This window comes from Aquabacterium sp. (assembly GCF_049317225.1).
GTDB lineage: Bacteria > Pseudomonadota > Gammaproteobacteria > Burkholderiales > Burkholderiaceae_C > Aquabacterium.
This window is the reverse complement of the sequence record NZ_JBMOIR010000004.1, coordinates 147,884-173,159: the sequence shown is the minus strand read 5'-3', so window position 1 is coordinate 173,159 and position 25,276 is coordinate 147,884. Positions and strand designations below refer to the sequence as shown.

19 protein-coding genes are annotated in these 25,276 nt (G+C 61.3%); 6 read left to right on the top strand and 13 right to left on the bottom strand.

Annotated elements, in window-relative coordinates; all coding sequences use genetic code 11:
- Positions 1-4 precede the first annotated feature (4 nt).
- Together ACOYNB_RS05145 and ACOYNB_RS05140 are read right to left on the bottom strand one after the other, a co-directional pair.
- Positions 5-1,927, bottom strand: a complete 1,923-nt coding sequence (locus tag ACOYNB_RS05145) for a PrkA family serine protein kinase (RefSeq protein WP_422838055.1) — start codon at positions 1,925-1,927, stop codon at positions 5-7.
- Between the two features lie 226 nt (positions 1,928-2,153).
- Positions 2,154-4,724, bottom strand: a complete 2,571-nt coding sequence (locus ACOYNB_RS05140) for an ATPase, T2SS/T4P/T4SS family (RefSeq protein WP_422838053.1) — start codon at positions 4,722-4,724, stop codon at positions 2,154-2,156.
- Between the two features lie 149 nt (positions 4,725-4,873).
- On the opposite strand from ACOYNB_RS05140, the gene ACOYNB_RS05135 reads away from it, so the two are divergent.
- Positions 4,874-5,773, top strand: a complete 900-nt coding sequence (locus tag ACOYNB_RS05135; protein ID WP_422838052.1) for a DUF692 family multinuclear iron-containing protein — start codon at positions 4,874-4,876, stop codon at positions 5,771-5,773.
- A 25-nt stretch (positions 5,774-5,798) separates the two neighbouring features.
- On the opposite strand, the gene ACOYNB_RS05130 is transcribed toward ACOYNB_RS05135, so the two are convergent.
- The 8 genes from ACOYNB_RS05130 to ACOYNB_RS05095 form a co-directional block, all read right to left on the bottom strand.
- On the bottom strand, positions 5,799-6,707 hold the full coding sequence (locus ACOYNB_RS05130; RefSeq protein ID WP_422838051.1) for an energy transducer TonB: 909 nt from the start codon (positions 6,705-6,707) through the stop codon (positions 5,799-5,801).
- 2 nt (positions 6,708-6,709) lie between these two features.
- A complete protein-coding gene (locus ACOYNB_RS05125) occupies positions 6,710-7,150 on the bottom strand; it encodes a biopolymer transporter ExbD (RefSeq protein ID WP_422838050.1) in 441 nt (146 codons plus the stop codon).
- A 2-nt stretch (positions 7,151-7,152) separates the two neighbouring features.
- Positions 7,153-7,869, bottom strand: a complete 717-nt coding sequence (gene tolQ / locus ACOYNB_RS05120) for a protein TolQ (RefSeq protein ID WP_422838049.1) — start codon at positions 7,867-7,869, stop codon at positions 7,153-7,155.
- A gap of 6 nt (positions 7,870-7,875) precedes the next feature.
- Positions 7,876-8,370 carry a tol-pal system-associated acyl-CoA thioesterase gene (ybgC, locus tag ACOYNB_RS05115; protein WP_374256098.1) on the bottom strand — a complete coding sequence of 165 codons (495 nt, stop codon included), beginning with the start codon at positions 8,368-8,370 and terminating at the stop codon, positions 7,876-7,878.
- Positions 8,371-8,431: 61 nt separating this feature from the next.
- The gene (locus ACOYNB_RS05110; RefSeq protein WP_422838048.1) at positions 8,432-8,941 is read right to left on the bottom strand and encodes a SixA phosphatase family protein; all 510 of its coding nucleotides are present in this window, start codon (positions 8,939-8,941) and stop codon (positions 8,432-8,434) included.
- Positions 8,942-9,032: 91 nt separating this feature from the next.
- Positions 9,033-11,084: a polyphosphate kinase 1 gene (gene ppk1, locus ACOYNB_RS05105; protein WP_422838047.1), complete on the bottom strand. Its 2,052-nt coding sequence runs from the start codon at positions 11,082-11,084 to the stop codon at positions 9,033-9,035.
- 112 nt (positions 11,085-11,196) lie between these two features.
- Complete coding sequence (polA, locus tag ACOYNB_RS05100) at positions 11,197-14,001, bottom strand: DNA polymerase I (protein WP_422838046.1); 2,805 nt, start codon at positions 13,999-14,001, stop codon at positions 11,197-11,199.
- Positions 14,002-14,070: 69 nt separating this feature from the next.
- Complete coding sequence (locus ACOYNB_RS05095; RefSeq protein ID WP_422838045.1) at positions 14,071-14,688, bottom strand: outer membrane beta-barrel protein; 618 nt, start codon at positions 14,686-14,688, stop codon at positions 14,071-14,073.
- A 236-nt stretch (positions 14,689-14,924) separates the two neighbouring features.
- Between ACOYNB_RS05095 and ACOYNB_RS05090 the strand changes: the two genes are divergently transcribed.
- Together ACOYNB_RS05090 and ACOYNB_RS05085 are read left to right on the top strand one after the other, a co-directional pair.
- Complete coding sequence (locus ACOYNB_RS05090) at positions 14,925-15,896, top strand: homoserine kinase (protein WP_422838044.1); 972 nt, start codon at positions 14,925-14,927, stop codon at positions 15,894-15,896.
- Entirely contained in the window at positions 15,893-16,720 is an 828-nt protein-coding gene (locus ACOYNB_RS05085; protein WP_422838043.1) for a BPSS1780 family membrane protein, read from the top strand. The genes ACOYNB_RS05090 and ACOYNB_RS05085 overlap by 4 nt, the downstream gene beginning before the upstream one ends.
- Here the strand turns inward: ACOYNB_RS05085 and ACOYNB_RS05080 are convergent.
- Both ACOYNB_RS05080 and recG read right to left on the bottom strand, forming a co-directional pair.
- On the bottom strand, positions 16,678-17,601 hold the full coding sequence (locus ACOYNB_RS05080) for a LysR substrate-binding domain-containing protein (RefSeq protein WP_422838042.1): 924 nt from the start codon (positions 17,599-17,601) through the stop codon (positions 16,678-16,680). The genes ACOYNB_RS05085 and ACOYNB_RS05080 overlap by 43 nt on opposite strands.
- A gap of 39 nt (positions 17,602-17,640) precedes the next feature.
- The gene (gene recG / locus ACOYNB_RS05075; RefSeq protein WP_422838041.1) at positions 17,641-19,692 is read right to left on the bottom strand and encodes an ATP-dependent DNA helicase RecG; all 2,052 of its coding nucleotides are present in this window, start codon (positions 19,690-19,692) and stop codon (positions 17,641-17,643) included.
- Between the two features lie 237 nt (positions 19,693-19,929).
- Here recG and queA point away from each other — a divergent pair, with 237 nt between their 5' ends.
- From queA to tgt, 3 genes are read left to right on the top strand one after another with little or no spacing between them, the layout of a single operon-like run.
- Complete coding sequence (gene queA, locus ACOYNB_RS05070) at positions 19,930-21,018, top strand: tRNA preQ1(34) S-adenosylmethionine ribosyltransferase-isomerase QueA (RefSeq protein WP_422838040.1); 1,089 nt, start codon at positions 19,930-19,932, stop codon at positions 21,016-21,018.
- A 26-nt stretch (positions 21,019-21,044) separates the two neighbouring features.
- Positions 21,045-23,381: an ATP-binding protein gene (locus ACOYNB_RS05065; protein WP_422838039.1), complete on the top strand. Its 2,337-nt coding sequence runs from the start codon at positions 21,045-21,047 to the stop codon at positions 23,379-23,381.
- Between the two features lie 12 nt (positions 23,382-23,393).
- Positions 23,394-24,533, top strand: a complete 1,140-nt coding sequence (gene tgt, locus ACOYNB_RS05060) for a tRNA guanosine(34) transglycosylase Tgt (protein ID WP_422838038.1) — start codon at positions 23,394-23,396, stop codon at positions 24,531-24,533.
- A gap of 50 nt (positions 24,534-24,583) precedes the next feature.
- Here the strand turns inward: tgt and ACOYNB_RS05055 are convergent, their stop codons facing one another.
- Positions 24,584-25,264: a CAAX prenyl protease-related protein gene (locus ACOYNB_RS05055; protein WP_422838037.1), complete on the bottom strand. Its 681-nt coding sequence runs from the start codon at positions 25,262-25,264 to the stop codon at positions 24,584-24,586.
- Positions 25,265-25,276: the final 12 nt, after the last annotated feature.

The window sequence follows — 25,276 nt, the reverse complement described above, 5'->3', positions numbered from 1 at the left end:
GAAATCAAGACGATTTGCGCACGCGCAAGTACCACTCGCACAGCAAGCGCACCTGCTTGGCGGTGTAGCCCTTATCCACCATGCGATTGACAAAATCCTCGTGCTTCTTGGCCTCGTCTGCGCTGGCCTTGGCATTGAAGCTGATGACCGGCAACAGCTCTTCGGTGTTGCTGAACATCTTCTTCTCGATCACCGTCCGCAACTTCTCATAGCTGGTCCACAAGGGATTGTTGCCACCGTTGTTGGCCCGTGCACGCAAGACGAAATTGACAATCTCGTTGCGGAAGTCCTTGGGGTTGGCAATGCCGGCGGGCTTTTCGATCTTTTCCAGCTCGGCATTCAGCGCCGCACGATCAAAGTTCTCACCCGTGTCGGTGTCGCGGTATTCCTGATCCTGAATCCAGTAATCGGCATACGTCACATACCGGTCAAAGATGTTCTGGCCGTATTCGGAATAACTCTCCAGATAGGCAGTCTGAATCTCCTTGCCGATGAACTCGGCGTAGCGCGGCGCCAGCATCTCTTTGATGTACGAGATGTACTTCTGCTCCGTTTCGGCAGGAAACTGCTCGCGCTCGATCTGCTGCTCCAGCACGTACATCAGATGAACCGGGTTGGCCGCCACCTCCGCCGGATCAAAATTGAACACCTTGGAAATGATCTTGAACGCAAAGCGCGTCGAGATACCGCTCATACCCTCATCCACCCCGGCGTAGTCCCGATACTCCTGAATGGACTTGGCCTTGGGGTCGGTGTCTTTAAGGTTTTCACCGTCATACACCTGCATCTTGCTGAAAATGCTGGAGTTCTCGGGCTCTTTCAAGCGCGTCAGGATGGCGAACTGGCTCATCATCTTCAGCGTCCCGGGCGCGCAAGGCGCTTGCGCCAGCGAGGACCCGCGAATGAGCTTCTCGTAAATCTTGATCTCTTCACTGACCCGCAGGCAGTACGGCACCTTGACGATGTAGATGCGATCCAGGAAGGCTTCGTTATTCTTGTTGTTGCGGAACGCCTTCCATTCACTCTCGTTGCTGTGCGCCAGCACCACCCCATCAAACGGAATGGCCCCGAAGCCCTCGGTGCCTTTGAAGTTGCCCTCCTGGGTTGCCGTCAGTAATGGGTGCAGCACCTTGATCGGCGCCTTGAACATCTCGACAAACTCCAGCAGGCCCTGATTGGCCAGACACAGCCCGCCCGAATAGCTGTAGGCATCAGGGTCGTCCTGGGCGTAGGCCTCCAGCTTGCGGATGTCAACCTTGCCCACCAAGCTCGAAATATCCTGATTGTTTTCGTCGCCCGGTTCGGTCTTGGCAATCCCGATTTGCTTGAGCACACTCGGATAGCGCTTGACCACCCTGAAACGTCGGATGTCACCGCCGTACTCTTCCAGGCGCTTGACGGCCCAGGGGCTGAGCACCCGCCGCAGATAACGCTTGGGAATGCCGTATTCCTTCTCCAGGATCGGGCCATCCTCCGTGGCGTCAAACAGGCCCAGCGGCGTCTCGTTCACGGGCGAGCCCTTCAAGGCATAGAACGGCACCCTTTCGGCCAGCTGCTTGAGGCGCTCCGCAATGGACGATTTACCCCCGCCGACCGGCCCCAGCAGATACAAAATCTGCTTCTTCTCTTCCAGCCCCTGCGCCGCATGCCGGAAGTAAGACACGACCTGCTCAATCGCGTCCTCCATGCCATAGAACTCTTCAAACGCCGGGTAGCGCTTGATGACCTTGTTGGTAAAGATGCGCGACAACCGGGTGTCATGCCGGGTATCCACCATCTGCGGCTCGCCAATGGCCTGCAGCATGCGCTCTGCGGCCGTGGCATAGGCCATCTTGTCTCGCTTGCACAGATCGAGGTATTCCTCTAGCGAGTACTCCTCTTCACGGGTGCGCTCGTAGCGAGCGGCGAAGTGACTGATCACGTCCATGCAGACCTCCGAGTCATCGACCTACGCCATCGATGCCAAGCGATCCCGCCGGAGAAAACTGCTGGTGACCCGGCGCGACCTTGCAAGCATCGCCACAACACCAAAGATCCTGCAAACCAGGGCACTTGCAAGCTCGGATAAACGCGAACTTCAGCCCCGATCAGCGCATTCCATGCTGACTATCTTGCACCTTTTTGAGTCTGCGTGCCGAGAACAAATACACCAATCAACCATTGCTGGTTGCGCGCACCTCTTCCAGACTGGTCACACCCGCCAAGACTTTCTCCAGACCGTCCTGTCGCAGTGTTCGCATGCCCTCCAGCAGCGCCTGCTTTTGCAGCTCTTCCGCGCGCGCACCCGTCTGAATCAATCGACGGATGTCACGGCTCACCGACATCAGCTCATGGATACCGGCACGTCCTTTCAGCCCGGTCTGACTGCATTGCGGGCAACCCGGGCTGTGGTAATGCATCAGCTTGCCATCCTGCCCAAACCGGGCCACCCACTGCGCACGCAAAGTCGCTGGATCCTGATCGATGCCGGCCTTCGCAAACACCTGCAAGTAGTCATACAACAGCTCTTGAACCAGTTCTTCACTGGCAGGCTCAGCCACCCGACAGGCGGGACACAGCCGGCGCACCAGACGCTGCGCCAGCACCACCAGCAAAGAGTCGGCGAAGTTGAACGGGTCCATGCCCATGTCGAGCAGGCGGGTCACCGTTTCCGGCGCCGAATTGGTGTGCAGGGTTGACAGCACCAAGTGCCCCGTCAGCGAGGCCTCGACGCCCATGCTGGCCGTTTCCGTGTCCCGCATTTCACCCACCATGATGACGTCAGGGTCGGCACGCAGGAAGGCCCGCAAGGCCTTGGCAAAGGTCCAGTCAATCTTCGGGTTCACCTGCACCTGACGCAGACCCGGCTGGGTGATTTCAACCGGGTCTTCTGCCGTCCAGATCTTCCGCTCGGGCACGTTGATGAAGCTGAGCGCCGAATGCAGGGTGGTCGTCTTACCCGAGCCCGTGGGCCCGACGCACAGCACCATGCCGTAGGGGCGCTCCATGGCCTCCTTGAGGCGGCTCAGGTTGGTTGGACTCAGGCCGATCTTGTCCAGCGGCAAAGGCTTGGCCGAACTCAGAATCCGCATGACCACGTCTTCCAGACCATTATTGGTCGGGATGGTTGCCACCCGCAATTCGATGCGGTACTGCGGCACAAAGCGCGCGAAGTTGATCTTGCCGTCCTGCGGCTTGCGCTTCTCGGAGATGTCCAGATCGCACATGATCTTGATGCGCGCGATCATGGCCGCACGGTAGTTGTGCGGCAACTCCAGATAAGGCACCAGCACGCCATCCTTGCGGAAGCGGATCTTGATCTTTTCCCGGCCGGGATAGCTCTCGATGTGGATGTCGGAGACGCCTTGGTTGTGCGCTTCGACAATCATGGAGTTGATCAGGCGAACCAGCGAGTTGTCGCTCTGCTCGATTGGCTTGTCGTCGTCTCCGTCACTGTCACCAGCACGCTCCAAATCCTCCACCAACTTGCCAGAAGTCAGCGCATCAAACTCGAACATGCCAGAGTCAACATCCGAGCTGACCGTCATCGAGGACACATCCGCACCAATCTTGGCGTAGGCATCCTTGATCGTCCACTCGATCTGGCTGTGTTGCGCCAGGACCGGCACGATGCGACATTGCGTCACGAACTCGATTTCGGACAACACCAGGCGTTTGCTGGGGTCATCAATGGCGACGATCAGGGTGCCATCACGTGACAAGAGCGGCACCACCATCAGGCGTGACGCCACGACAAATGGCAGCTTCGTCAGGGCGTCCGGATCAATGGGAAACCGGGTCAGGTCGACCAGCGGATAGCCCATTTTGCGTGCCAACGCGGTCAACAAGTCCTGACGGGACACCAGGCCCATCGTGATCAGCAACTCGCCCAGCGGCAAAGAGCGATCCTTCTTCTGTTGATCCAAAGCCTGCTGCAACTGATCTTCGCTGATCAGGTTCATGGCCAGCAAAGCCTCGCCAATGCGCACCATGGGCATTTTGCTTTGCTGCTCAATCGCGACCAGCAACTGTGCAGGATCCACCACCTGCTGCGTCAGCAAGATATCGCCAAGCTTCTGACTGCGCAGACTGCTTTGCTTTTCAACGGCCTGGCTCACCTGCTCGGCTGTGACCGCCTTGCTGTCGATGAGCGCCTGCCCGATCAGCGGACCAAACTCCACACTGCGCATGGCGTCATGCGCCACGAACAGACGCATCACATCGCCATCTGAGCCCACCGGCGGAAACAAAAACAGCCCCATGTCAGTGGACACATGGCCGATGGTTTGCCCCGTCAACACCTCGCCGCTGTGCAAATCCACCCGATAGTCGGTGACCGGGCGCTGGGCCAGCGTCTCGGCATGCACCTCATCCAGCGCTTCATGCAACACCGGCTTGATGGGCCGTGTCAGCAGCAGGCTGCGAAACTGATTGAAGCGCAGGGTCATGGTCGTGCGCGCGGGTGGTACCTGCACGTACGCAACCTGTTCTTCGGGCACGAAGAAGTTCAATCGCCCCACCATGACCCGGCCATTCAAGCCGACGATCTCACACGCCTCATGCTCACGCTGCGGCGAAGCCTTCGGGTAACACGCGTAGGGGGGTGTGGGCCACCGGTATCCGCCACCGTCCAAGGCCTCGTCCGTCGACGTCTCACCCGCATCGCCAACTGGCTCAGGTTGTGTCAGGCTCAACTTAGGCCAGGCATCGCCCAGGGATTCGAGTGGGATCGGAACAGTATCCATGGTGTGATTGGTGCGCAGGGTCAAACGACAGGGCGCCAACACCCTGCGACTGCAGGATCATATTAAGTCAGGGGTTGCGCTTCCGATCAAGCAATTGGGGCCTCAAAGCCGCCTTATTGCGTGGACGCGACATCCCGCAGGTCGGCACAATGACTCTCACCATGCCGCACCGCCGAGCCCCCCGCCGCCCATCAACACAGACGCCCATTGGCATCTGTGTTCAGTCGCCTCACGCACCGGCGATGCTGGCCTCGGCCTCGCCGCTCGCATTTGTGTCCGTGGCCGACACCTCCGAGTTGTGGGTCGAACCGCTGTCTCAGCTTTACCCTGTTCACTTGCAGGCCGACTGGCTCACCATCGGCACAGCCCATGGCCCGGCATCTGCGCAACTGGACAAGCTCCAGGAACAGCTGGCTGCCATTGACGTGGAACGTGTGACGGTGGCCCTGGATGCCACTTGCATCTGCCACCCCCCAGATCTGGCTTGGCAGCCGGTATTGACCCAGCTGTCCGATTTGCGTCAGCGTTTGCAACAGCCCATCTTGCTGGACGCATCACCCGTCTGGCATGCCGGCTGGGCCCCTGCGGATCAGGCGGAGATCCTGGTGCATCTGTGCCAGCGCAGTGGGTGCCAATTGCAACTCGACCTGCACGCCCTGCTGGTGCAAGGCCTCAACCGCGCCCGTCAGCAAGGCTGGACCTTGGCATCGGGGCACGCCGACACCTTGCGCGCACTGGGCATGGCCCGTGCCGAGGCCCTCGACTTGATCTGGGGACTGCCGCCGTCCCTCGTGGGCGAAGTGCGTCTGGGCGGGTTCTTGTGGCCCGCTGAGCCGGGTGAAGACATCACCCCGGAACGCAACCAGCGCCTGACACCGACCGCTTGGTCACTTTACGAAGAGGCGCTGGAGCACTTGGGCGCCGTCCCGACCCTGATCGACTGGAATCACCAACTGCCCCCGCTGGCCGTCTTGCTGGACGAGGCCCGTCTGGCCGCCCAATATCTGGGCGAGCAGCACGACTGCGAGCAGACCGAGTTGTTCAACTGAGCAGCTCACAGCACGGTGAGCAGCCTCAGAAATCCTTGGGTCTGAATTCCAACTGCATCACAGGTGGCACGCGCCCATCCTCGGCGGGCAGCACGGCAGTTCGATCAACCGCTCTTTGCACAGCTTCATCCCAAGAGGGCACCCCGGAAGAGGTCAGCAACTTGATCGACATGATCCGGCCATCAGGCGCGCACCGCACCTCCACCACCGCCAGCGGATTGCCATTGACGTTATCCGTGAAGACAATGTTGGGTTTGATGCGAGCACGGATGCGGGCACCGTAGGCCGCGGAGGGGCCAGCAGAACGGGACGATGTCCCCAGACTACCCTGCCCGCCCAGATCGGCCATCATGCGCTGCAGATTGGCCTTACGAAGGGCCTCGCGCTCCACCGCCGACATGCCGGCGCCATCGGGTGAGGTCACCTTGGAAGGCACAGGCGCCTGCTTGGCCACGGCCTTTTCAGGCGGCTTCTCAGGCTTCTTCTCGTCTTTCTTTTTTTCTTCCTTGGGCTCGGGCTTGGCCTTCACTTTTGGCGGCGCGGTCTCGAACACCTCGCGCGGCTCCTTCACCTTTTTCTTGGGCTCTTCCTTCTTGGGCTGCGCCTTGGCCACTACCACCTCCGGCACCACTTCGGGCTCCGGCTCGGGTTCAGGGGCTTTCACCGTCTCGGTCTCGGGCTCGGGCTGCGGCAGCACCTCGGGTTCTGCGGGGGGAGGTGGCGCCAAAGGCGGGGCCGCGACCTCCGGAATCTCCGACCACACCTCGGCCTCAATGGGGGCCTCATCGTGCATTTTCCATTGCACGCCCAAGGCCAGACCGATCACCAGCAACAAGTGCGCGCCCACAGCCAGCATGAAGCCGGCCCGCCAGCCATCCGCTTCACGCGGACGCAGCGCCGTCGGCCCCAAAGACGAGGTGGCAAACGCGTTCACCCTCAGCCTCCGGTGCGCACCGACAAGCCCACGCGGGCCACGCCAGCCTTTTGCAGCACGTCCATGATGTGCACAACCTCATCATAGCGCACGTCCTTGCGCGCGCTGATGATGACCGGCACCGCACTGGCGCCACCAGCGGCTTCGTCCTGCAAGCCTTTGACACGGGCGGGCAACTCGGCCACGGACAAGGTGTCGGCGTCCTGACGGTTGATGCGCAATCGAACCCGGTCGCCCTCTTCCACCACCACCTCGACGACCTTTTCAGGGGCCTGGCGTGCCTTGCCCACGGTCGGCAGGTCCACCACGCCAGTCGGCAACAAGGGCGCACTCACCATGAAGATGATGAGCAGCACCAGCATGACGTCAATGAACGGGACCATGTTGATCTCGTTGCGGGTACGACGGCGACGTCCGCCGCCTCGTGCATTGAGCTCTGCCACGATCAGCGCCCCACGTTCTGACGACCGACGTCCGGTGCCCCAGCCACCGGTGCCGCGTTACGCGCCAGAATGTTCGAGAACTCCTCGATGAAGGACTCCATCTGGATGGCGATGCGATCGATGTCGCGGGCAAACCGGTTGTAGGCGAGCACCGCAGGGATCGCTGCAAACAAGCCAATGGCCGTTGCCACCAGCGCTTCGGCAATGCCGGGCGCCACAGTGGCCAGCGTCACTTGCTGCAGGTTGGACAAGCCCGTGAAGGCGTGCATGATCCCCCAGACCGTGCCAAACAGGCCGATATACGGAGACACCGAACCCACCGAGCCCAGGAAGTCCAGACGGGCTTCGATGGTGTCCATTTCACGCTGGTAGCTGGCGCGCATGGCGCGACGTGCCCCGTCCAGCAAGGCGCCAACTTCGGTCACCCGGCGTTCACGCAGCTTCAGAAACTCGCGCATACCCGCCGCAAAAATACGCTCCTGCGGCGACACCGGACCACTGCCACGCGTCGCATCCTGATACAGCTCCTGCAAGGTGCGGCCCGCCCAGAAATCCCGGTCGAAGGACTCGTTGTCCTCCCGCACGCGCTTGAGACCAATCACCTTGCCGAAAATCACGCTCCAGCTGGCCACCGACACCGTCAGCAGCAGCGCCATCACGATCTGAACGACCAGACTGGCGTGCAGGATCAGGGCAAAAATGGACAAGTCTTGGTTCATGAAAGCTCAACCTCCAATAACGGGTTTCGGCGCCGGCAGTCGCGCCAGGATGCGCGCAGGAATGCGCCCAGGACGGAAAGCGTCCTGATCCGAATCTGTCTGTGATGCGGCGTCCGCCGCACGGGGCTCGACCCAACCAATGCGGATCTGCCCCTGCGTCAACAAGGTGTCCCCGCGCCACACGGTCTGCTCGAACACCACGGACACCCGGCCGATCTCGCGGATGGTGACCGACACCGTCAGCAAATCGTCCAGTTTGGCCGGACGCAAGTAGCGCAACTGGGTATCGGCCACGATGAACATGCCCTCGCCCGCCTTGCGCATGGTCTCTTGTTCAAAGCCGATCGTCCGCAGCCATTCGGTGCGGGCGCGCTCCATGAACTTCAGGTAGTTGCCGTAGAAGACGATGCCACCGGCATCGGTGTCTTCCCAGTACACACGTACGGTGTGCTGGTGGTGCCAGGCAGCAGGATCAGGACGGACAGGCGTGGTTGCGCTCATAGGGCGCCAATTATCCCCGCTGGCGCGCCTGCTTTCACGCCCGCCGCTGCAAAGCCGACCTTTACAAAAAGTCAGGCCCCTGTACCGCGTGCAAGGTCACCTGTGCCACGCCATCGCGAACGCGCGAACGCAACCACCACACGGCCCCCTTTTTGATCGACAGGGCGAAGTCATTCCCAGTCAACAGTCGGGCAGCCAGCATGCCCAGAATGGGCTGATGCCCAACGATCAGGACCGGCTCCCGTCCGGTTGGCCACTTGGCGGCACGCAGCAAGTCGTCCACGCTGGCCAATGGATTGAGCGATTTCACCATTTTGAACGGGCGCCCCAAAGCCAAGGCGGTTTGCTGCGTGCGCTGGGCTGGACTCACCAGAATGCGTGTGCCCTCTGGCAGGCGCTGGTTCAACCATTCGGCCATGCGCTCCGCCTGGCGCTCACCTTTGCTCGTCAAGCGTCGAGCCAAGTCCTTGGCGGGGTCAATGTGAATGGTGACATCACCCTGCTCGGCACTGAGTGCCTCGTCCAGCGCAAGATCCTCTGCCTGCGCATGTCGCCACAAGATCAAATCCATGTTCACTCCTGTCTTGGCCGATCGGTGCGGCCTGGGCCGCACCAGGCGATGGTACCCCTCATGCGCGTCAGGCAGATGACAACCGGCCGGCTCACACCGCTGCGCGGTAGCGATCCATCAAGGCTTGCTGGGCACTCAAGCCCGTTTGAGCCACGCGCTCATAGCGCCCATCGGGGCTTTGCACCCAAGCATCCCGCCCATCTAGCAAATACGGCACCAGGCACTCGTCGATCACGCGCTGACGCAGCGCACCGTCCCGCACGGGCCAAGCGGCTTCAATGCGACGGGTCATGTTGCGATTCATCCAGTCAGCGCTCGACAAATACAACGCTTCTTCGTGATCCCCTTCCCCCCAACGGAAATAGAGCACACGGGTGTGCTCCAGCATTTGCCCCACCACCGAACGCACGCGGATGTTCTCTGTCTGGCCCGGAATACCCGGCGGCAGGATGCAGGCCCCCCGCACCACCAGATCAATGCTCGCACCCGCCTGGCCTGCTGCGATCAACGCGCGCACCAAAGGCTCATCGGTCAAGGAGTTGACTTTGAGCACGATGCGCGCCGGACGACCCGCCTTGGCCGATTGAGCCACACGCTCGATGAAGCGCAACATCTGGCGCTGCATGCTGTACGGCGCCAACAGCAATTGGCGAGACGACCGAATCTGCGCCAGGCTGGCCAGTTGGTGGAACACGCGGTCCACATCCGCCGTCAGATCCGGCTGGCTTGTCAGGTAGCCCACATCAGTGTAGAGCCGTGCAGTTTTTGGGTTGTAGTTGCCCGTGGACAAATGCGCATAGCGACGCAGGCGTGCGCCCTCACGGCGCGTGACCAGCATCATCTTGGCGTGGGTCTTCATGCCCACGATGCCGTACACCACCTGGGCCCCCACGGCCTCGAGGCGTTCGGCCCAGTTGATGTTGGCCTCTTCGTCGAAGCGCGCCTTCAACTCCACCACGGCCAGCACCTCCTTGCCGCGCCGAACAGCCTCCAGCAGCAACTCCATCAAAACGGACTCACTGCCCGTTCGGTAAATGGTCTGCTTGATGGCCAGCACGTTGGGATCGTTCACCGCCTCACGCAGGAAGGCCACGACAGCATCAAACGACTCGAAGGGGTGGTGCAAGAGGCAGTCGTGATGCCGCAAGTGCTCGAACATGCTGCCCGACTGTGGCAGGCTTTCCGGCCACCCTGCCTGATAGGCCGGGAAACGCAAGTGATCGCCTTCGGCCTGATCGATAAGCTGCGTCAGGCGCACCAGGTTGACAGGGCCATTCACCTCAAACAAGGCCTGGCGCGGCAGGCTGAACTGTTCCAGCAGGAAGTTGGACAGGTCTTCGTGGCAACTACGCACCACCTCCAGACGAATGGCTTGCCCAAACTGACGGGTACTCATCTTGGAGCGCAGGGCTTCGCGCAGATCGGCCACGTCGTCCTCATCCACATCCAGATCCGAATCGCGTGTCAGGCGGAACTGCGAGAACGACAAAATCTCGCGTCCCGGGAACAACTCATCCAGATGAGCACGGATCACGCTCGACAACAACACAAAGGCTTGCTGCCCCGGCTCGACCACGTGTGCTGGCAACTTGATGACCCGCGGCAACACGCGGGGAATGCGCACGATCGCGATGTCGTTGTCGCGCCCAAAGGCATCTCGCCCGCCCAACTTCACGACAAAGTTGAGTGTCTTGTTGGCCACCTGCGGAAAAGGATGCGACGGGTCCAGCCCGATGGGCACCAACAGCGGTTGCACCTGCCGGCGAAAGAACCCCGCGACCCACTCGCGCTGGGCCGCAGTGCGATCCGCATGGTTGAGGATCTGGATGCCAGCCTGGCGCAATGCAGGTGCCACCTCCTCATTGAGGATGGTGTATTGCTCTTCGACCAGTTCGTGCGAGGCCTTGGCCACGGCTTCGAGGTAAGAACGATCGATCCCGGTACCTCGCACGCGCGAGGCTTCCAGCACATCGGCATACCGCACCTCGAAGAACTCGTCGAGGTTGGACGACACGATGCAGATATAGCGAAGCCGCTCCAGCAGCGGCACATCTTCTCGCCGGGCTTGAGCCAGCACTCGACGGTTGAATTCCAGAATGGCTTGTTCGCGACTCAACAACTGCACGCGCGCGGGAACTGACACCTGATGACACCCTGTTCTTGTAGAAACGGACAGCGCCGCGATTCCAGCAAGGAAATAGCGCGGCGCTTTCAGTTTAGAACGTCGAGGGCGACAGAATGATGACAGTTCTGTGTCAGTGCGCCGCTTCCCAGTTAGGACCTTCCCCCACCTCGGCCACCAGCGGCACACGCAGTTGCGCCACCGAAGCCATCAGGCGCGGCACCTCGGTTTTGACCCAGTCACGCTCGGCCTCGGGCACCTCGAACACCAGTTCGTCGTGCACCTGCATGATCATCAAGGTGGACTTGCCTTGCGCATCCAGCGCATCCTGCACCGCCACCATCGACAGCTTGATCAGATCGGCGGCTGTGCCCTGCATGGGCGCATTGATGGCCGCACGCTCGGCACCGGCCCGGCTGGGGCCATTGGGGCTGTTGATTTCCGGCAGCCACAGGCGGCGGCCAAATACCGTTTCCACATAGCCCTGAGCCTTGGCTTGCGCACGCGTCTCGTCCATGTAGCGCTTCACGCCGGGATAGCGCATGAAGTAGCGGTCGATGTAAGCCGCTGCCGCACTGCGCTCAATGCCCAGGTTGGACGCCAGGCCAAACGCGCTCATGCCGTAAATCAACCCGAAGTTGATGACCTTGGCATAGCGGCGCTGCTCGCTGCTGACTTCATCGGGTGACACGCCAAAGATTTCGCTGGCGGTCGCGCGGTGCACATCCAGCCCTTCGGCAAAGGCCCGCAGCAGGTTCTCGTCTTGCGAGATGTGCGCCATGATGCGCAGCTCGATCTGCGAATAATCGGCGCTGACGATCACATGGCCGGGTGGCGCAATGAAGGCCTCGCGGATGCGACGACCTTCGGCCGTGCGCACCGGGATGTTTTGCAGGTTCGGGTCATTGCTCGACAAACGCCCGGTCACTGCCACCGCCTGCGCATAGTTGGTGTGCACACGTCCTGTGGCCGGGTTGATCATCAAGGGCAGCTTGTCCGTGTACGTGGACTTGAGCTTGGCCATGCCCCGGTATTCGAGGATGCGAGCCGGCAGCGGATAGTCCTCCGCCAGCTTTTCCAGCACCTCTTCATTGGTCGAAGGCGCCCCGGTGGCCGTCTTCTTGATGACTGGCAGCTTCTGCTGATTGAACAGGATGTCGCCAATCTGCTTGGGTGAACCGAGGTTGAACGGCTGACCGGCCAGTTCGTGGGCCTCTTTTTCCAGCGCCATGATGCGCTGCCCCAGCTCATGGCTTTGCTGTTGCAGCAAGGCCTTGTCAATCAGCACGCCATTGCGCTCGATGCGCTGCAGCACGCGCGAGGTAGGCATCTCAAAGCGTTGGTAAATGTCCAGCAAACCCGGTTCAGCTTGCAGACGTGGCCACAACACCTGGTGCACATGCAGGGTAAGGTCGCTGTCTTCGCACGAGTACCGCGCGGCCTTGTCCACGGGCACTTGCGCAAACGGAATTTGCTGCGCACCTTTGCCCGCCACATCTTCATAGCTCAGGCCACTGCGCTGCACCGTGCGCTGTGCCAGATCACCGAGGTTGTGCTTGCGATGCGCCTCCAACACATAGCTTTCGAGCATGGTGTCGTGGGCATAGCCCCGCAATGTGATGCCATGGTTGGCCAGCACGTGCGTGTCGTACTTGATGTGTTGCCCCACCTTGGCCTGGCTGGCGTCTTCCAGCCAGGGACGCAGCTTGTCGAGCACCTCGCCGAGCGGCAACTGCGCAGGCGTCTCCATGCCTTCGTGGCGCAGCGGGATGTAGCATGCTTCGCCCACCTTGTCGCTGAACGACAACCCCACGATGCGTGCCTGCATCGCATCCAGCGAGTCGGTCTCGGTGTCAAACGCGACCAACGCGGCCGCGTCCAGGCGCGCCAACCAGCGGTCGAAGGTGGCCCAGTCCAGCACCGTGTCGTAATGGGTTTCGGTCACAGCTGGCACCACGGGCGCAGCATCCGGCCCACCGAACAGATCGTCGGTCTGTCCTGTCGCAGCTTGGGGCGCTGCGGCAGGTGCCGCGCCACCACGCAAGCGTGCCGCCTCAGACCGGAAACCAAACCGCGTGTAGAAATCGAGCAGCGCCACCGTGTCCGGTGCGCGCAAGGCCAGTGCATCCAGTGCAGGCCAAGCGGTCACATGCCCGCGCAGGTCGCAATCGGTGCGAATGGTGATCAGGCGACGGCCTTGCGGCAGCCAGTCCAACGCCTTGCGCAGGTTCTCTCCGGCCACGCCCTTGATCGCACCAGCCGACGCCATGACGCCATCCAGCGAACCATGCTCGGAGAGCCACTTCACTGCCGTCTTCGGCCCAACCTTTTCGACGCCGGGTACGTTGTCCACGGCATCCCCGATGAGCGTCAGGTAATCAATGATGCGCTCGGGCGGCACACCAAACTTGGTCGTCACCCCTTCGATGTCCAGTCGCTCATTGGTCATGGTGTTGACCAAAGTGACATGCTCGGTCACGAGTTGTGCCATGTCCTTGTCGCCCGTGGACACCACCACGCGGTGACCCGACGCCTCAGCCACCCGCGCCAGCGTGCCGATGGCATCGTCGGCCTCGATCCCGGGCACCTCCAGCACAGGCCAGCCCAGCAGCTTCACCACTTCATGGATGGGCTCGATCTGCGTGCGCAGGTCATCGGGCATCGGCGGGCGATGGGCCTTGTACTCGGGGTACCACTCGTCGCGGAAGGTCGGGCCCTTGGCGTCAAACACGCACACCGCGTGCTCGCAAGGCACCTCGTCACGCAGGCGTCTCAGCATGTTGACCATGCCATGCATGGCCCCCGTGGGCTCGCCTTGCGGGCCACGCAGATCGGGCATGGCGTGGAAGGCGCGGTACAGATAGCTGGACCCGTCGATCAGGAGCAGCGTGGGGCGATCGGCAGCAGCGTCGCCAGAAATGGAAACCGGGGCATTCATGCCCCGGATTGTGGGGCCAGATGCAGCATCCGACCCGTGTGTGGCCTTGTGAGGCCTTGCCTACCCTGATCAGAACTCGGCCGATGCGCCCACACTGAACAGGTACTGGCTCTCGTGACCATTGATGATGTAGTCAAAGCCAGACAACAGCTTCACCTCACGATTGACCTGGAACGCAATGCCAGCGCCCACATACGGGGCCGAGTCATAGACCATCTTGCGCACCTCGGTGTTGTCAGCCGTGGTGATCTTTTGATCCTGGCGTGTGAAGGCCCAGCCTGCGCGCAACTGGTTGGTGAAGCCGTGCTTGAGCTCCACCTCCCAATTGATACCCAAGGTCACCGCGCGCTCTTTCTGGCGCATGGCAGCCTCACCGGTTTCGGCGGTGCGGGCCGTATCGTTGGCGCGGTCCATCCCGCCGAAGAACATGTAGTTCACTTCTGCAGCCAGGCCAGGCGTGATGCGCTTGCCGCCAAACAGCTTGCCACTGAAGGTGACACGATCACACGACGAGCCGCAATGCCATTGCGCAGCGCTCAGGCCAAAGGTGGCGCCGGCATAGAGCCCCAAGGGGGCCGACTCAGGCTTCAGCTCCTGCGCCATGGCCGACACGCTGGTCAGCGACAAGGCCGCCAGGGCCATGGTGGACAAGGATGCGAAGATCTTGCGCGATGCAGAAATGCTCATGATGCTGAACCAGTTCTTCCGTACAGATTGCCAGACACCAATCACGTGAAAAACGTGATGGTTTTCTCGATTTGCAATCAAGTCTGCCATGCTGACTTCTACAATCACGGGCTTGCGCGCCCCTGCAGCCCGGGGGTTTTCGCTGAATCTTCGCCCTGACGCACGCCGGACGGTCGGGGCTTTCCCCTAGACCCGGGCAACAGGCAGAAAATCACCCCCAATGTTCCATACGTCTCATGGCCGTTTTCACTGAAGTAACCCCGCCCGAAGCTGCTGGTCTGATGGCCTCGCTGGACCTGGGCACTTTGCAATCGATGCAAGGGTGCGCCTCGGGCATCGAGAACACCAATTACTTCGTGAGCACCGACCGTGGCGACTACGTGCTGACGCTGTTCGAGCGCCTGAGCTTCGAACAATTGCCCTTTTATTTGAACCTGATGCACCACCTGGCTGCTCGCGGCATTCCAGTGCCCGCACCTCAGGCCAATGCGCAAGGCGAGATCCTGCACAGCCTCAAAGGCAAGCCGGCTGCCGTGGTCACCCGCCTGAAGGGGCGCAACCAGATGAGCCCGCAGGTGGCGGACTGCGAGCAAGTCGGTGCCATGCTCGCGCGCATGCATGCTGCAGGTCAGGACTACGCGGCCCAGCAGCCCAATCTGCGCGGCCTGACCTGGTGGACCGACACCATCCCCGTGGTGCTGCCCTACCTGAATGCCGAGCAAACTGAACTGATTCAATCCGAGTTGGCGTTCCAGCAAAGCCTGGCACAAGACGAGGCTTACCGCGCGCTGCCCCAAGGCCCCATCCACGCCGACCTGTTTCGCGACAACGTGATGTTCGACGGCCCCCAACTGTCGGGCTTCTTCGACTTCTACTTCGCGGGTTGCGACACCTTTGCGTTTGACATCGCCGTATGCCTCAACGACTGGTGCATCGACCTCAACACCGGCGCACTGGATGTGGCGCGCGCGCAGGCCTTCGTGGCAGCGTACGACGCCCAGCGCACACTGACCGATGACGAACTGGCCTTGTTGCCAGCCATGTTGCGCGCAGCCGCCCTGCGCTTCTGGACCTCGCGTTTGTGGGATTTCTACCTGCCGCGTGATGCCGCCATGCTGAAGCCGCACGACCCCACACACTTCGAGCGTGTGCTGACGTTGCGCCGCCAAGTGCCCTGGGCATACACCCGCTCTGGGCACGCAGCATGAAGCTCAAACTCGTCAAGCCTGCTCAGGGCTTTGCATGGTTCCGTCAGGGATTGATCGTCAGCCGGCATCAACCGCTGACGTTCGTGAGTTTGCTCGGTCTCTCGCTGTCGTTGGCCATGGTGCTGATCGGACTGCCAGTGGTGGGCCCGCTCATCGTAGTGGGCGGCATGCCGGCCATGTGGTTGGGATTCATGCTGGCCACACGTCGGGTCCTGCAAGGCATGCGTGTCAGCCCCATCGTCTTGTTTGAGGCCTTTCGAGGCCCGGATGCGCCCCGCCGCACCTTGGCACAGTTGGGTGGCTTTTATGTCATGGCCACTCTGCTGATCATGCAATTTGCCCAGTTTGTGGGCCCCGACCCTGAAGCACTGGCAGACGTGTTCGACGCAGCCAAAGACGTGACTGATGTCATCAACAACCCGATGGTTCAGCAAGACATCACCATCCGGGGCCTGTTGACCATTCCCGTGTCGCTGCTGTTTTGGCATGCCCCTGCGCTGATCCTCTGGGCTGGACTGCCCGTGGGCAAATCCCTGTTTTTCAGTGGGATTGCCTGCTGGCGCAACCTGGGCGCGTTCGTCGTATACGGACTGTCGTGGGGCGTGTCAGTGATCCTGCTGGGGCTGCTGACCCAGGCTCTGGTCACCCTGATCCCGGTGGCGTGGGTGGCGAACGTTGTCACCATCGTGGCGGGGATGTGGCTGGCATCCGCGTTTTATGCCTCGCTGTATTTCACGGTGGTGGACTGCTTTGAGCCCACCGCACCGTCGGCAGAACCCGATCAGTCCGTTGACCGCGACACACCCACCAGCGGGCAAGCGTAAATTGCGTTGCGCAAGGCGGCAATGGCTTCATAGCGCGTGAAGCTACGTCGCCAGGCCAGCACCACCCGTCGGGTCGGGGCGGGCTCATCAAAAGGAATGTAGACCACATGCGGGTTGGGCTCCGCAGGGACCGACAAGCGGGGCACCACCGTCACCCCCATGCCCGCAGCCACCATGTGCTTGATGGTTTCCAGCGAAGAGCCTTCAAAGCTCTTGCGGATGCCCTCCGTGTCACTCGAAAAACGAGCGAACTCCGGGCACACCTCCAGCACATGATCGCGGAAGCAATGCCCGGATCCCAGCAGCAGCATGGTCTCGCGCTTGAGTTCTTCGGCATGGATGCGCTCACGCTGAGCCAAAGGGTGTGAGCGAGGTACCGCCACCATGAATGGCTCATCGTACAGCGGCGCCACAGCCAGATTGGTCTCAGGGAAGGGCTCCGCCAGAATGGCGCAATCCAGCTCACCCGAGCGCAGCATGTCCAGCAACTTCACGGTGAAGTTCTCTTGCAGCATCAAGGGCATTTGCGGCACGGTGGCAATTGCCGAACGCACCAGGTCCGGCAAGAGATAAGGGCCGATGGTGTAGATCACCCCCAGCCTCAGCGCTCCTGCCAACGGATCCTTGCCCCGCTTGGCGATCTCCTTGATGGCTTGCGCCTGCTCCAGCACGGCCTGCGCCTGACGCACGATCTCCTCACCCAACGGTGTCACGCTGATCTCGTTGCTGCCTCGCTCGAAGAGCTTGACATCCAACTCTTCCTCCAGCTTTTTCACCGCCACAGACAGCGTCGGCTGGGAAACAAAGCAGGCCTCGGCTGCGCGACCAAAGTGCCGTTCGCGAGCCACGGCAACGATATAGCGAAGTTCAGTGAGCGTCATGGTCGGTGATTGTGCTGCATCTGCGTCATCGATTCGGCCTCAGGCCTTGAGGTACTCCGTTTTATCACCCAACCACCGAATGACATGGCGTTGCGCGACACGGGGGTGCTCTCGCAGCAACAGCTCGGCAACCTGACGCGCCCGACTCACCAAACCTTGGTCTTCGTTCAAATCTGCAAAGCGCAGCAGCGCCGAGCCAGACTGCCGGGCCCCCATGAACTCACCAGGCCCGCGAATCTCCAGATCCCGCCGGGCAATCTCAAAGCCGTCTGTGGTTTCAGCCATGGCCTTCAGCCGCTGCTTGCCTGAGTCCGACAAGGGAGACGAGTACAACAACACACACACACTGGCCACCGAACCGCGGCCAACCCGACCACGCAACTGGTGCAACTGGCTCAATCCAAATCGCTCGGCATGCTCAATCACCATCAAACTGGCGTTCGGCACATCGACCCCCACCTCAATGACCGTGGTGGCCACCAGCACAGACAGCTCGCCCGATGAGAAACGACTCATCACGTCGGCTTTGTCTGCTGCCGGCAATCGGCCATGCAACAGCCCCACCCCCACGCCCGGCAAGGCCTCACTCAAGTCCTGATGCGTTTGCGTCACGTTGCTCAAATCCAGTGGCGGACGCTGATTGCTCACGCGACCGGCAGCCTCATCCGCTTGCTGATCGCTGTCCTCGGTTTCGTCGATCAGCGGACAAACCCAATAGACCTGGCTGCCCTTGGCCACCTCATCACGAATGCGTGCGATCACCTCTTCTCTGCGGTTGTCCGAAAAGACGCGCGTGACGATGGGGGTACGGCCAGGTGGCAACTCATCAATCGTGCTGACTTCGAGATCAGCCAGGTAAGTCATGGCCAACGTTCGGGGAATCGGCGTGGCACTCATCATCAGCAAGTGGGGTTCCAGCTCGCTGCTTTCGAGCTTGCGGCGCAATTGCAGGCGCTGGGCCACGCCAAAGCGATGCTGCTCATCGATCAAGGCCAAGCCCAGCTTGGCGAATTCAACCTGGTCCTGAATGACGGCATGGGTGCCCACCACCAGTTGCGCTTCACCCGAAGCCACGGCGGCGATCTGCTCGCGCTTGGCTTTTGCCTTCAAACTACCGGTGAGCCAGGCGACCTTCACCCCCAGTGGCTCCAGCCAGCCAACCAACTTGCGAAAGTGTTGCTCTGCCAGGATTTCAGTAGGGGCCATCAAGGCACATTGCCATCCGGCATCCATGGCCACGGCAGCCGCCAGCGCCGCCACCACGGTTTTGCCGGAGCCGACGTCACCTTGCAGCAAGCGGTGCATCGGTTGCGGCCGAGTCAGGTCGTGCGTGATTTCGGCCACGACACGCTGCTGGGCCTGCGTCAACTGAAAGGGCAAGACCGCCAGCAAACGATCAGGCAGCCCTTGCTGGCCGGCCTTCAGCACAGGCGCCTTCAGATGCGCCCGCTCGGCCCTGGCCTGCATTTGTGACACCTGCTGAGCCAGCAACTCTTCAAATTTCAGGCGCTGCCACGCCGGGTGACTGTGGTCTTCCAATGCAGCCAGGGACACGCTCGCACTGGGGTGATGCAGGAAATACAAGGCTTCTCGCAAACTCGGCCATTGCATCGGCAACAAGGGCGCGGGGATGATTTCGTCCAAAGGCGCGCGAGCCAAGCCCGCCGCCACCGCCTTGCGCAAGTAAGTCTGAGGCAGCCCCGCACTGGTCGGATACACCGGCGTCAGAGACGATGCCAGAGGCGTATCCGGTTTAACGATGCGCACCTGCGGATGCACCATCTCCCGCCCGAAAAAGCCATGCCGGATTTCTCCACGCACACGCAAGCGCACCCCCGGGCCCCAACTCTTTTGCTGCGACCCGTAGAAATTCAGGAATCGCAGCAAAACCTCGCCCGACTCATCCTGCATCCGCACCAGCAATTGACGTCGCCCACGCATCTCGACACGGCTGTCGCGCACGACGCCTTCAATCTGTGCCGTATCACCATCCCGCACCTCATCCAGCCGGACCAGCCGCGTTTCATCTTCGTAGCGCAGGGGCAAATGCAAGGCCAGGTCGATGTCCCGGCGCAAGCCCAGTCTCTCCATGGCCTTTTGCGGTGCCGATTTCGCAGCACCGGTCGACCCGTTCGACGATGCGGACGAGCTGACAGTCGATACCTTGGGCGGGACAGAAGACGAAGAAGACACTGTAAGCAAACACAGGTATGCAAGAAGCTCGATTGTGCCTGCACCAGCCACTCATGTGAGCACCCTCGAAGGGTGGCGCAGATCAGCGACAATATCGGGTTTCCTTGGCACGGGACTCGTCAGTCCCTCAACGGCATGCAACACACCTCATCTTCGGCGCACCCTGCGCCTGCGGCAGACGCTGCCCGTCACTACACCCTCAGTGACTTCGATTTCGAGCTTCCGCCCGAGTTGATCGCCCAACATCCCGCTGCTGAACGCACAGCGTCTCGACTGCTGGATGGCCGAGCAGAGACGCCCGTCGACCGCATCTTCAAAGATTTGCCAGATCTGCTCCAACCCGGTGATCTGCTGGTCTTCAACAACACCCGCGTCATCAAAGCGCGCTTGTATGGCGCCAAGCAGTCCGGCGGTGCGGTCGAGGCATTGGTGGAGCGCGTTCTGCCCAACAACGAAGTGCTGGCCCACATGCGGGCGAGCAAGTCCCCAAAACCCGGTGCCGTCGTTCGATTTGCCGATGCCTTCGACGCCGAAGTGCTGGGGCGCGGCGGCCCCGATGGGGGGCTGTTTCACCTGAGGCTGTCGGGGGATCCGTTTGAGCTGCTCGATCAGTACGGTCACGTGCCCCTGCCGCCGTACATCACCCATGCCGATGAGGCCGATGACGTTCGCCGTTATCAAACCGTCTTTGCATCGGCACCGGGCGCCGTGGCGGCCCCCACCGCAGCACTGCACTTTGACGAAGCCTTGCTGGACGCCATGCGAGCCAAAGGCATCCGCACGGCAGAGGTCACGCTTCACGTGGGCGCAGGCACATTCCAGCCCGTTCGCACCGACAACCTGGCTGAGCACAAAATGCACAGCGAATGGTTTGAAGTGCCTGCCACCACCGTGGCTTTGATCGAGGCCACCAAAGCCGCAGGGGGACGCGTCATCTCGGTGGGGACCACCACCCTGCGTGCGCTGGAATCGGCTGCGCTGCACGCCCCGGCCGGCACGACACTGGAGACAGGCAGTCGGGACACCGACATCTTCATCACCCCGGGCTTTCAGTTCAAGGTGGTGGATGTGTTGATCACCAACTTCCACCTCCCCAAGAGCACCCTGATGATGCTGGTCAGCGCTTTCGCTGGCTATGAGCACATCAAGGCGCTCTACAGCCATGCGATTTCGCGGGGCTACCGCTTCTTCAGCTATGGCGATGCCATGCTGATCCAGCGCTGATACGACGAAAAAAAATCAAATAAATCATGGGATTCATCATCAGGTTGCTGTGCTGGAGTGCGCTGTGCCTGGCCAATCTGGCCTGGGCGGCGCCAGCCGTTGTCATCACGGACGCCATGCTGGCACCTGGCAATTGCGCTCAGCGCACGCCAGGTCGGCCAGTCAAATTGCCAGACGACTGGCGGCAGATGGGCATCAAGCCACCGGCCGAATACTGCTACCGTGTCCGCTTGGTCATGGAGCGCTCCCCCGTCGTGCCATGGGCACTGCGCATTGACCGCTTGCCGGGCAATCACCGGGTGACCGTCAACGGCTTTCAATTGGCCACTCGCCACATGGAAGGCAGCACCATCACCAGCATGGCGCCCCTGCCGTACCTGATCGAGTTGCCCGTCAACGTGCTCGGCGCAGGTGACAACGACATCGAGATCGATGTCCGGATGAATCCGTTTCGCAAACCCGGTGTTGCGCCCTTCCAGTTCGGGCCGATGGCGGACATGCGCAACGACTTCGACAGCGCCAACTGGTGGACCGTGGATCTGCCACAAACGCTGAACATGAGCGTGGCAGGCATGGCCTTGTTCCTGCTGCTGGCCTGGCGCTCACGGCCGCGAGACGTGATCTTTGCCTACTTCGGTTGGCTGATGCTGGTGATGTGCGGCCGCAATGCGCTGTACTTCGTCGAAACGATTGCCTGGCCCACGCCGGTCGTTGACTGGCTGTTTTTTGCCACCCATGCCGTGACCACCTACTACCAGGTGATGTTTGGCATGGCGTACGCCAACGTCAAGGCCGCGCGATTTGTCCCGCCTCTGCGCATGATGGGATTTGGCTTGCCCGTTCTCGGGGTGTTTGCCATGGGCACGCCCTATCTGGATTTGATGCGGATGTTTGCCTACCCCATGATGATGCTGGGCGGGGTGCTGGTCGTCTACAAGGTCGTCGAGACTGCCTGGACCAAGCACTGGCTTGAAGCCACAGCCATGACCTTAGGGCCTGTCGGCACACTGATCAGCATGGCGCACGACTATCTGTTCCTGACACCTTATGTCCAGGTCACGGACCTGTACTGGACCCCCTACTTCGCCCCCATCATCTTCCTGGGCTTCGCCTTGACACTCATGCGCAAGTTCATTGATGCCATGAACCTGTCAGAGCGGCTCAACGTGACGCTGGAAGAACGTGTGGCCGAGCGCACCCGGGCCCTCGAAGTGGCCAACCAGTCGAAAACGCGCTTTCTCGCTGCGGCCAGCCACGACTTGCGTCAACCCACCGCCGCCATCGGCTTGCTGGTCAGCCTGCTGCGCCAACAAGCCACCACACCAGAAACCAAAGACCTGGCCAACATGCTGGATGAGGCCGTGTCGTCGATGGAATCGCTGCTAGTGGGGCTGCTCGACATCTCCAAGCTGGACGCTGGCGCCGTCAAACCAGAATTCCAGTCCGTGTCGATGCACGACGTTTTTCAAGCCGTGAAGGTGCACGAACACAGCGCCGCAGCCGGCAAGGGACTGGACTTGCGCTTCCGCCTGCCTCGCCAGCACGAAAGCAATCAACTCATGGTGCTCACTGATCCCATGCTATTGCACAGTGTCTTGCGTAACCTCGTTGCCAACGCCATCCGGTACACGCAGCAAGGAGGCGTCCTCGTGGCGGCACGTCGACGCGGCAAGCACCGGCTGCGCATCGAGGTCTGGGACACCGGGATTGGCATTGCCCCCGAGCAGCAAGAGCGCATTTTTGAAGAGTTCTACCAAGTCGGCAACGCCGCCCGCGATCGCAAGCGTGGCATTGGTCTGGGCCTGGCCATCGTCCGGCGCACCGCGTCCATCCTGGGCGAACAGATCAGCGTGCGCTCTCAGCTTGGTCGAGGCTCTTGCTTTGCCATCGAGTTGCCGCTCAACCTCGTGCCAACCAAACCTGCCAAAATTCAAGATACGCCCAAACAGCCCTTGGCTGGCCGCGTCATCTGGCTGGTAGAAGACGACATGATCCTGCGTCGCGCCTTGGGAGAAATGCTCCACAACTGGGGGGCACATACCCGGACCTGGCCGGACGCCGAGGCGCTCATTGATGAATTGCCGGATCTCTTGGGATCCGCCGACCCGGAATGCCTGCCCGACACCTTGGTGACGGACTATCGCCTACCCGGCATGGACGGCTTGGCCTTGGCTCAACATCTGGGCCTGCAGCTTCGCACACAAGGACACACCGTCAAGCCAGTGATTGTTTCTGGAGATACCAGCCCTTCCGAACTGGCCCGACTCAACGACTCGGGTCTCGAAGTGCTGGCCAAGCCCTTCCGCAGCGAGCGCCTGCTGGAGCGCCTTCTGGCCGCACGACCACATCGATCAACAGACTGATCTCACACCATCATGCTCAAGTTTGAACTTCTCAAGACCGAAGGCGAAGCCCGCCGTGGCCAACTGACCCTGAACCACGGTGTGGTGCAGACCCCGATCTTCATGCCCGTTGGCACCTATGGCACGGTCAAGGGGGTCATGCCTCGCTCGCTCGAAGAAATGGGCGCACAGATCATTCTGGGCAACACCTTCCACCTGTGGATGCGCCCTGGCCTGGACATCATGAAGCAGTTCGGTGGCCTGCACAAATTCGAATCCTGGAACAAGCCCATCCTGACGGACTCGGGCGGATTCCAGGTCTGGTCTCTGGGCGAGATGCGCAAGATCAGTGAAGAGGGTGTGCGCTTTGCCTCGCCGGTCAACGGTGACAAGCTCTTCCTCACGCCCGAGATCAGCATGCAGATCCAGACGATTCTGAACTCGGACATCGTGATGCAGTTCGACGAGTGCACGCCCTACTGGAAGGGAGACAAGTCGCTGGGGCACATCACCACCGAAAAGGAGGCCCGCGCCTCCATGGAATTGAGCATGCGCTGGGCCAAGCGATGCATCACGGAATTCACACGTTTGGAAAACCCCAACGCCCTGTTCGGCATCGTCCAAGGCGGCATGTTCGAGCATCTGCGCGAAGAGTCCTTGGCCGGCCTGGTCGATCTGAACCTGCCCGGTTATGCCATCGGTGGTGTCAGCGTCGGGGAACCCAAAGACGAAATGATGCGTGTGATGAACCACATCACACCTAAGTTGCCCACGCACAAGCCCCGCTACCTGATGGGCGTGGGCACACCGGAAGACCTGGTCGCCGGCGTGGCAACGGGCGTGGACATGTTCGACTGCGTGATGCCGACCCGCAATGCGCGCAATGGCCACCTGTTTACCCGCTTTGGCGATCTGCGCTTGCGCAACAGTCGCAACAAGGCCGATGAGCGCCCCATCGACGAAACCTGCACCTGCTACACCTGCAAGAACTTCAGCCGTGCCTACCTGCACCACCTCGACCGTTGCGGCGAGATGCTGGGCCCCATGCTGACGACCATCCACAACCTGCACTACTACCTGAACCTGATGCAGGAAGTACGGGATGCGCTGGACGCCGGCCGCTTTGCCGCCTTCCAGCAGCAGTTTGCAACCGATCGCGCCCGCGGCGTCTGATCAGTCAGAAGAAACGGGCGACGGGGGATCCCCGCTTGCCCGATTCATCCTCACCAGAACTGCCAAGCGCCCGTGAACACCACCCAGACGCCCAGAACGCCGTTGGTGACAGCATGCGCCAAAATCGGTGCCCACAGCTTACCGGTGTACCGATACAGGCCCGCATAAGCCACCCCCGCCACAATGGCCGCCAGCCATTGTGTGTGGGCGAGCATGAACACCAAGGTCGACAAGGCGATCGCCTTGACCGTCACCGCGGTGGGCGAGATTTTTTCGAAGTCGGGGTTGTCGACCCATCGCATCAGGAACGAGCGCCAAAACAGCTCTTCCATCAAGGGCACCACCAGCGCAGCCCCCATCCAGCGGGTCACCAGTAGCCCCCACTGCAACTGACCTTCTTCATCGACAGGTCGAAAGCTGGCAGTCGCTTGCCCCAGCATCATCCATGGCTCGGTCAGCACGATCCACAACTGGAACACCACAACCCCAACGATGATGGACAGCAGTCCCTGCAGCCAACTCAGCCTCGCGTCCGATGCCAATTCGGTGTAGTCACGCCAGAAGTAGGCCAGGCTCCCCCCCACCACCAGGACCGAAACCCCATAGAGCCATCGGCCATCCAGGGTGGCGCCCTCCGCTGCGGGCACCAAGCCCCGCACGGCCAGCAAGGCCATGAAGAGTGCAAAGGGAATGACACGGGCCCATGCGGCGCGGGTGAGCAGTTTGTCCATGGTCAGAATTTT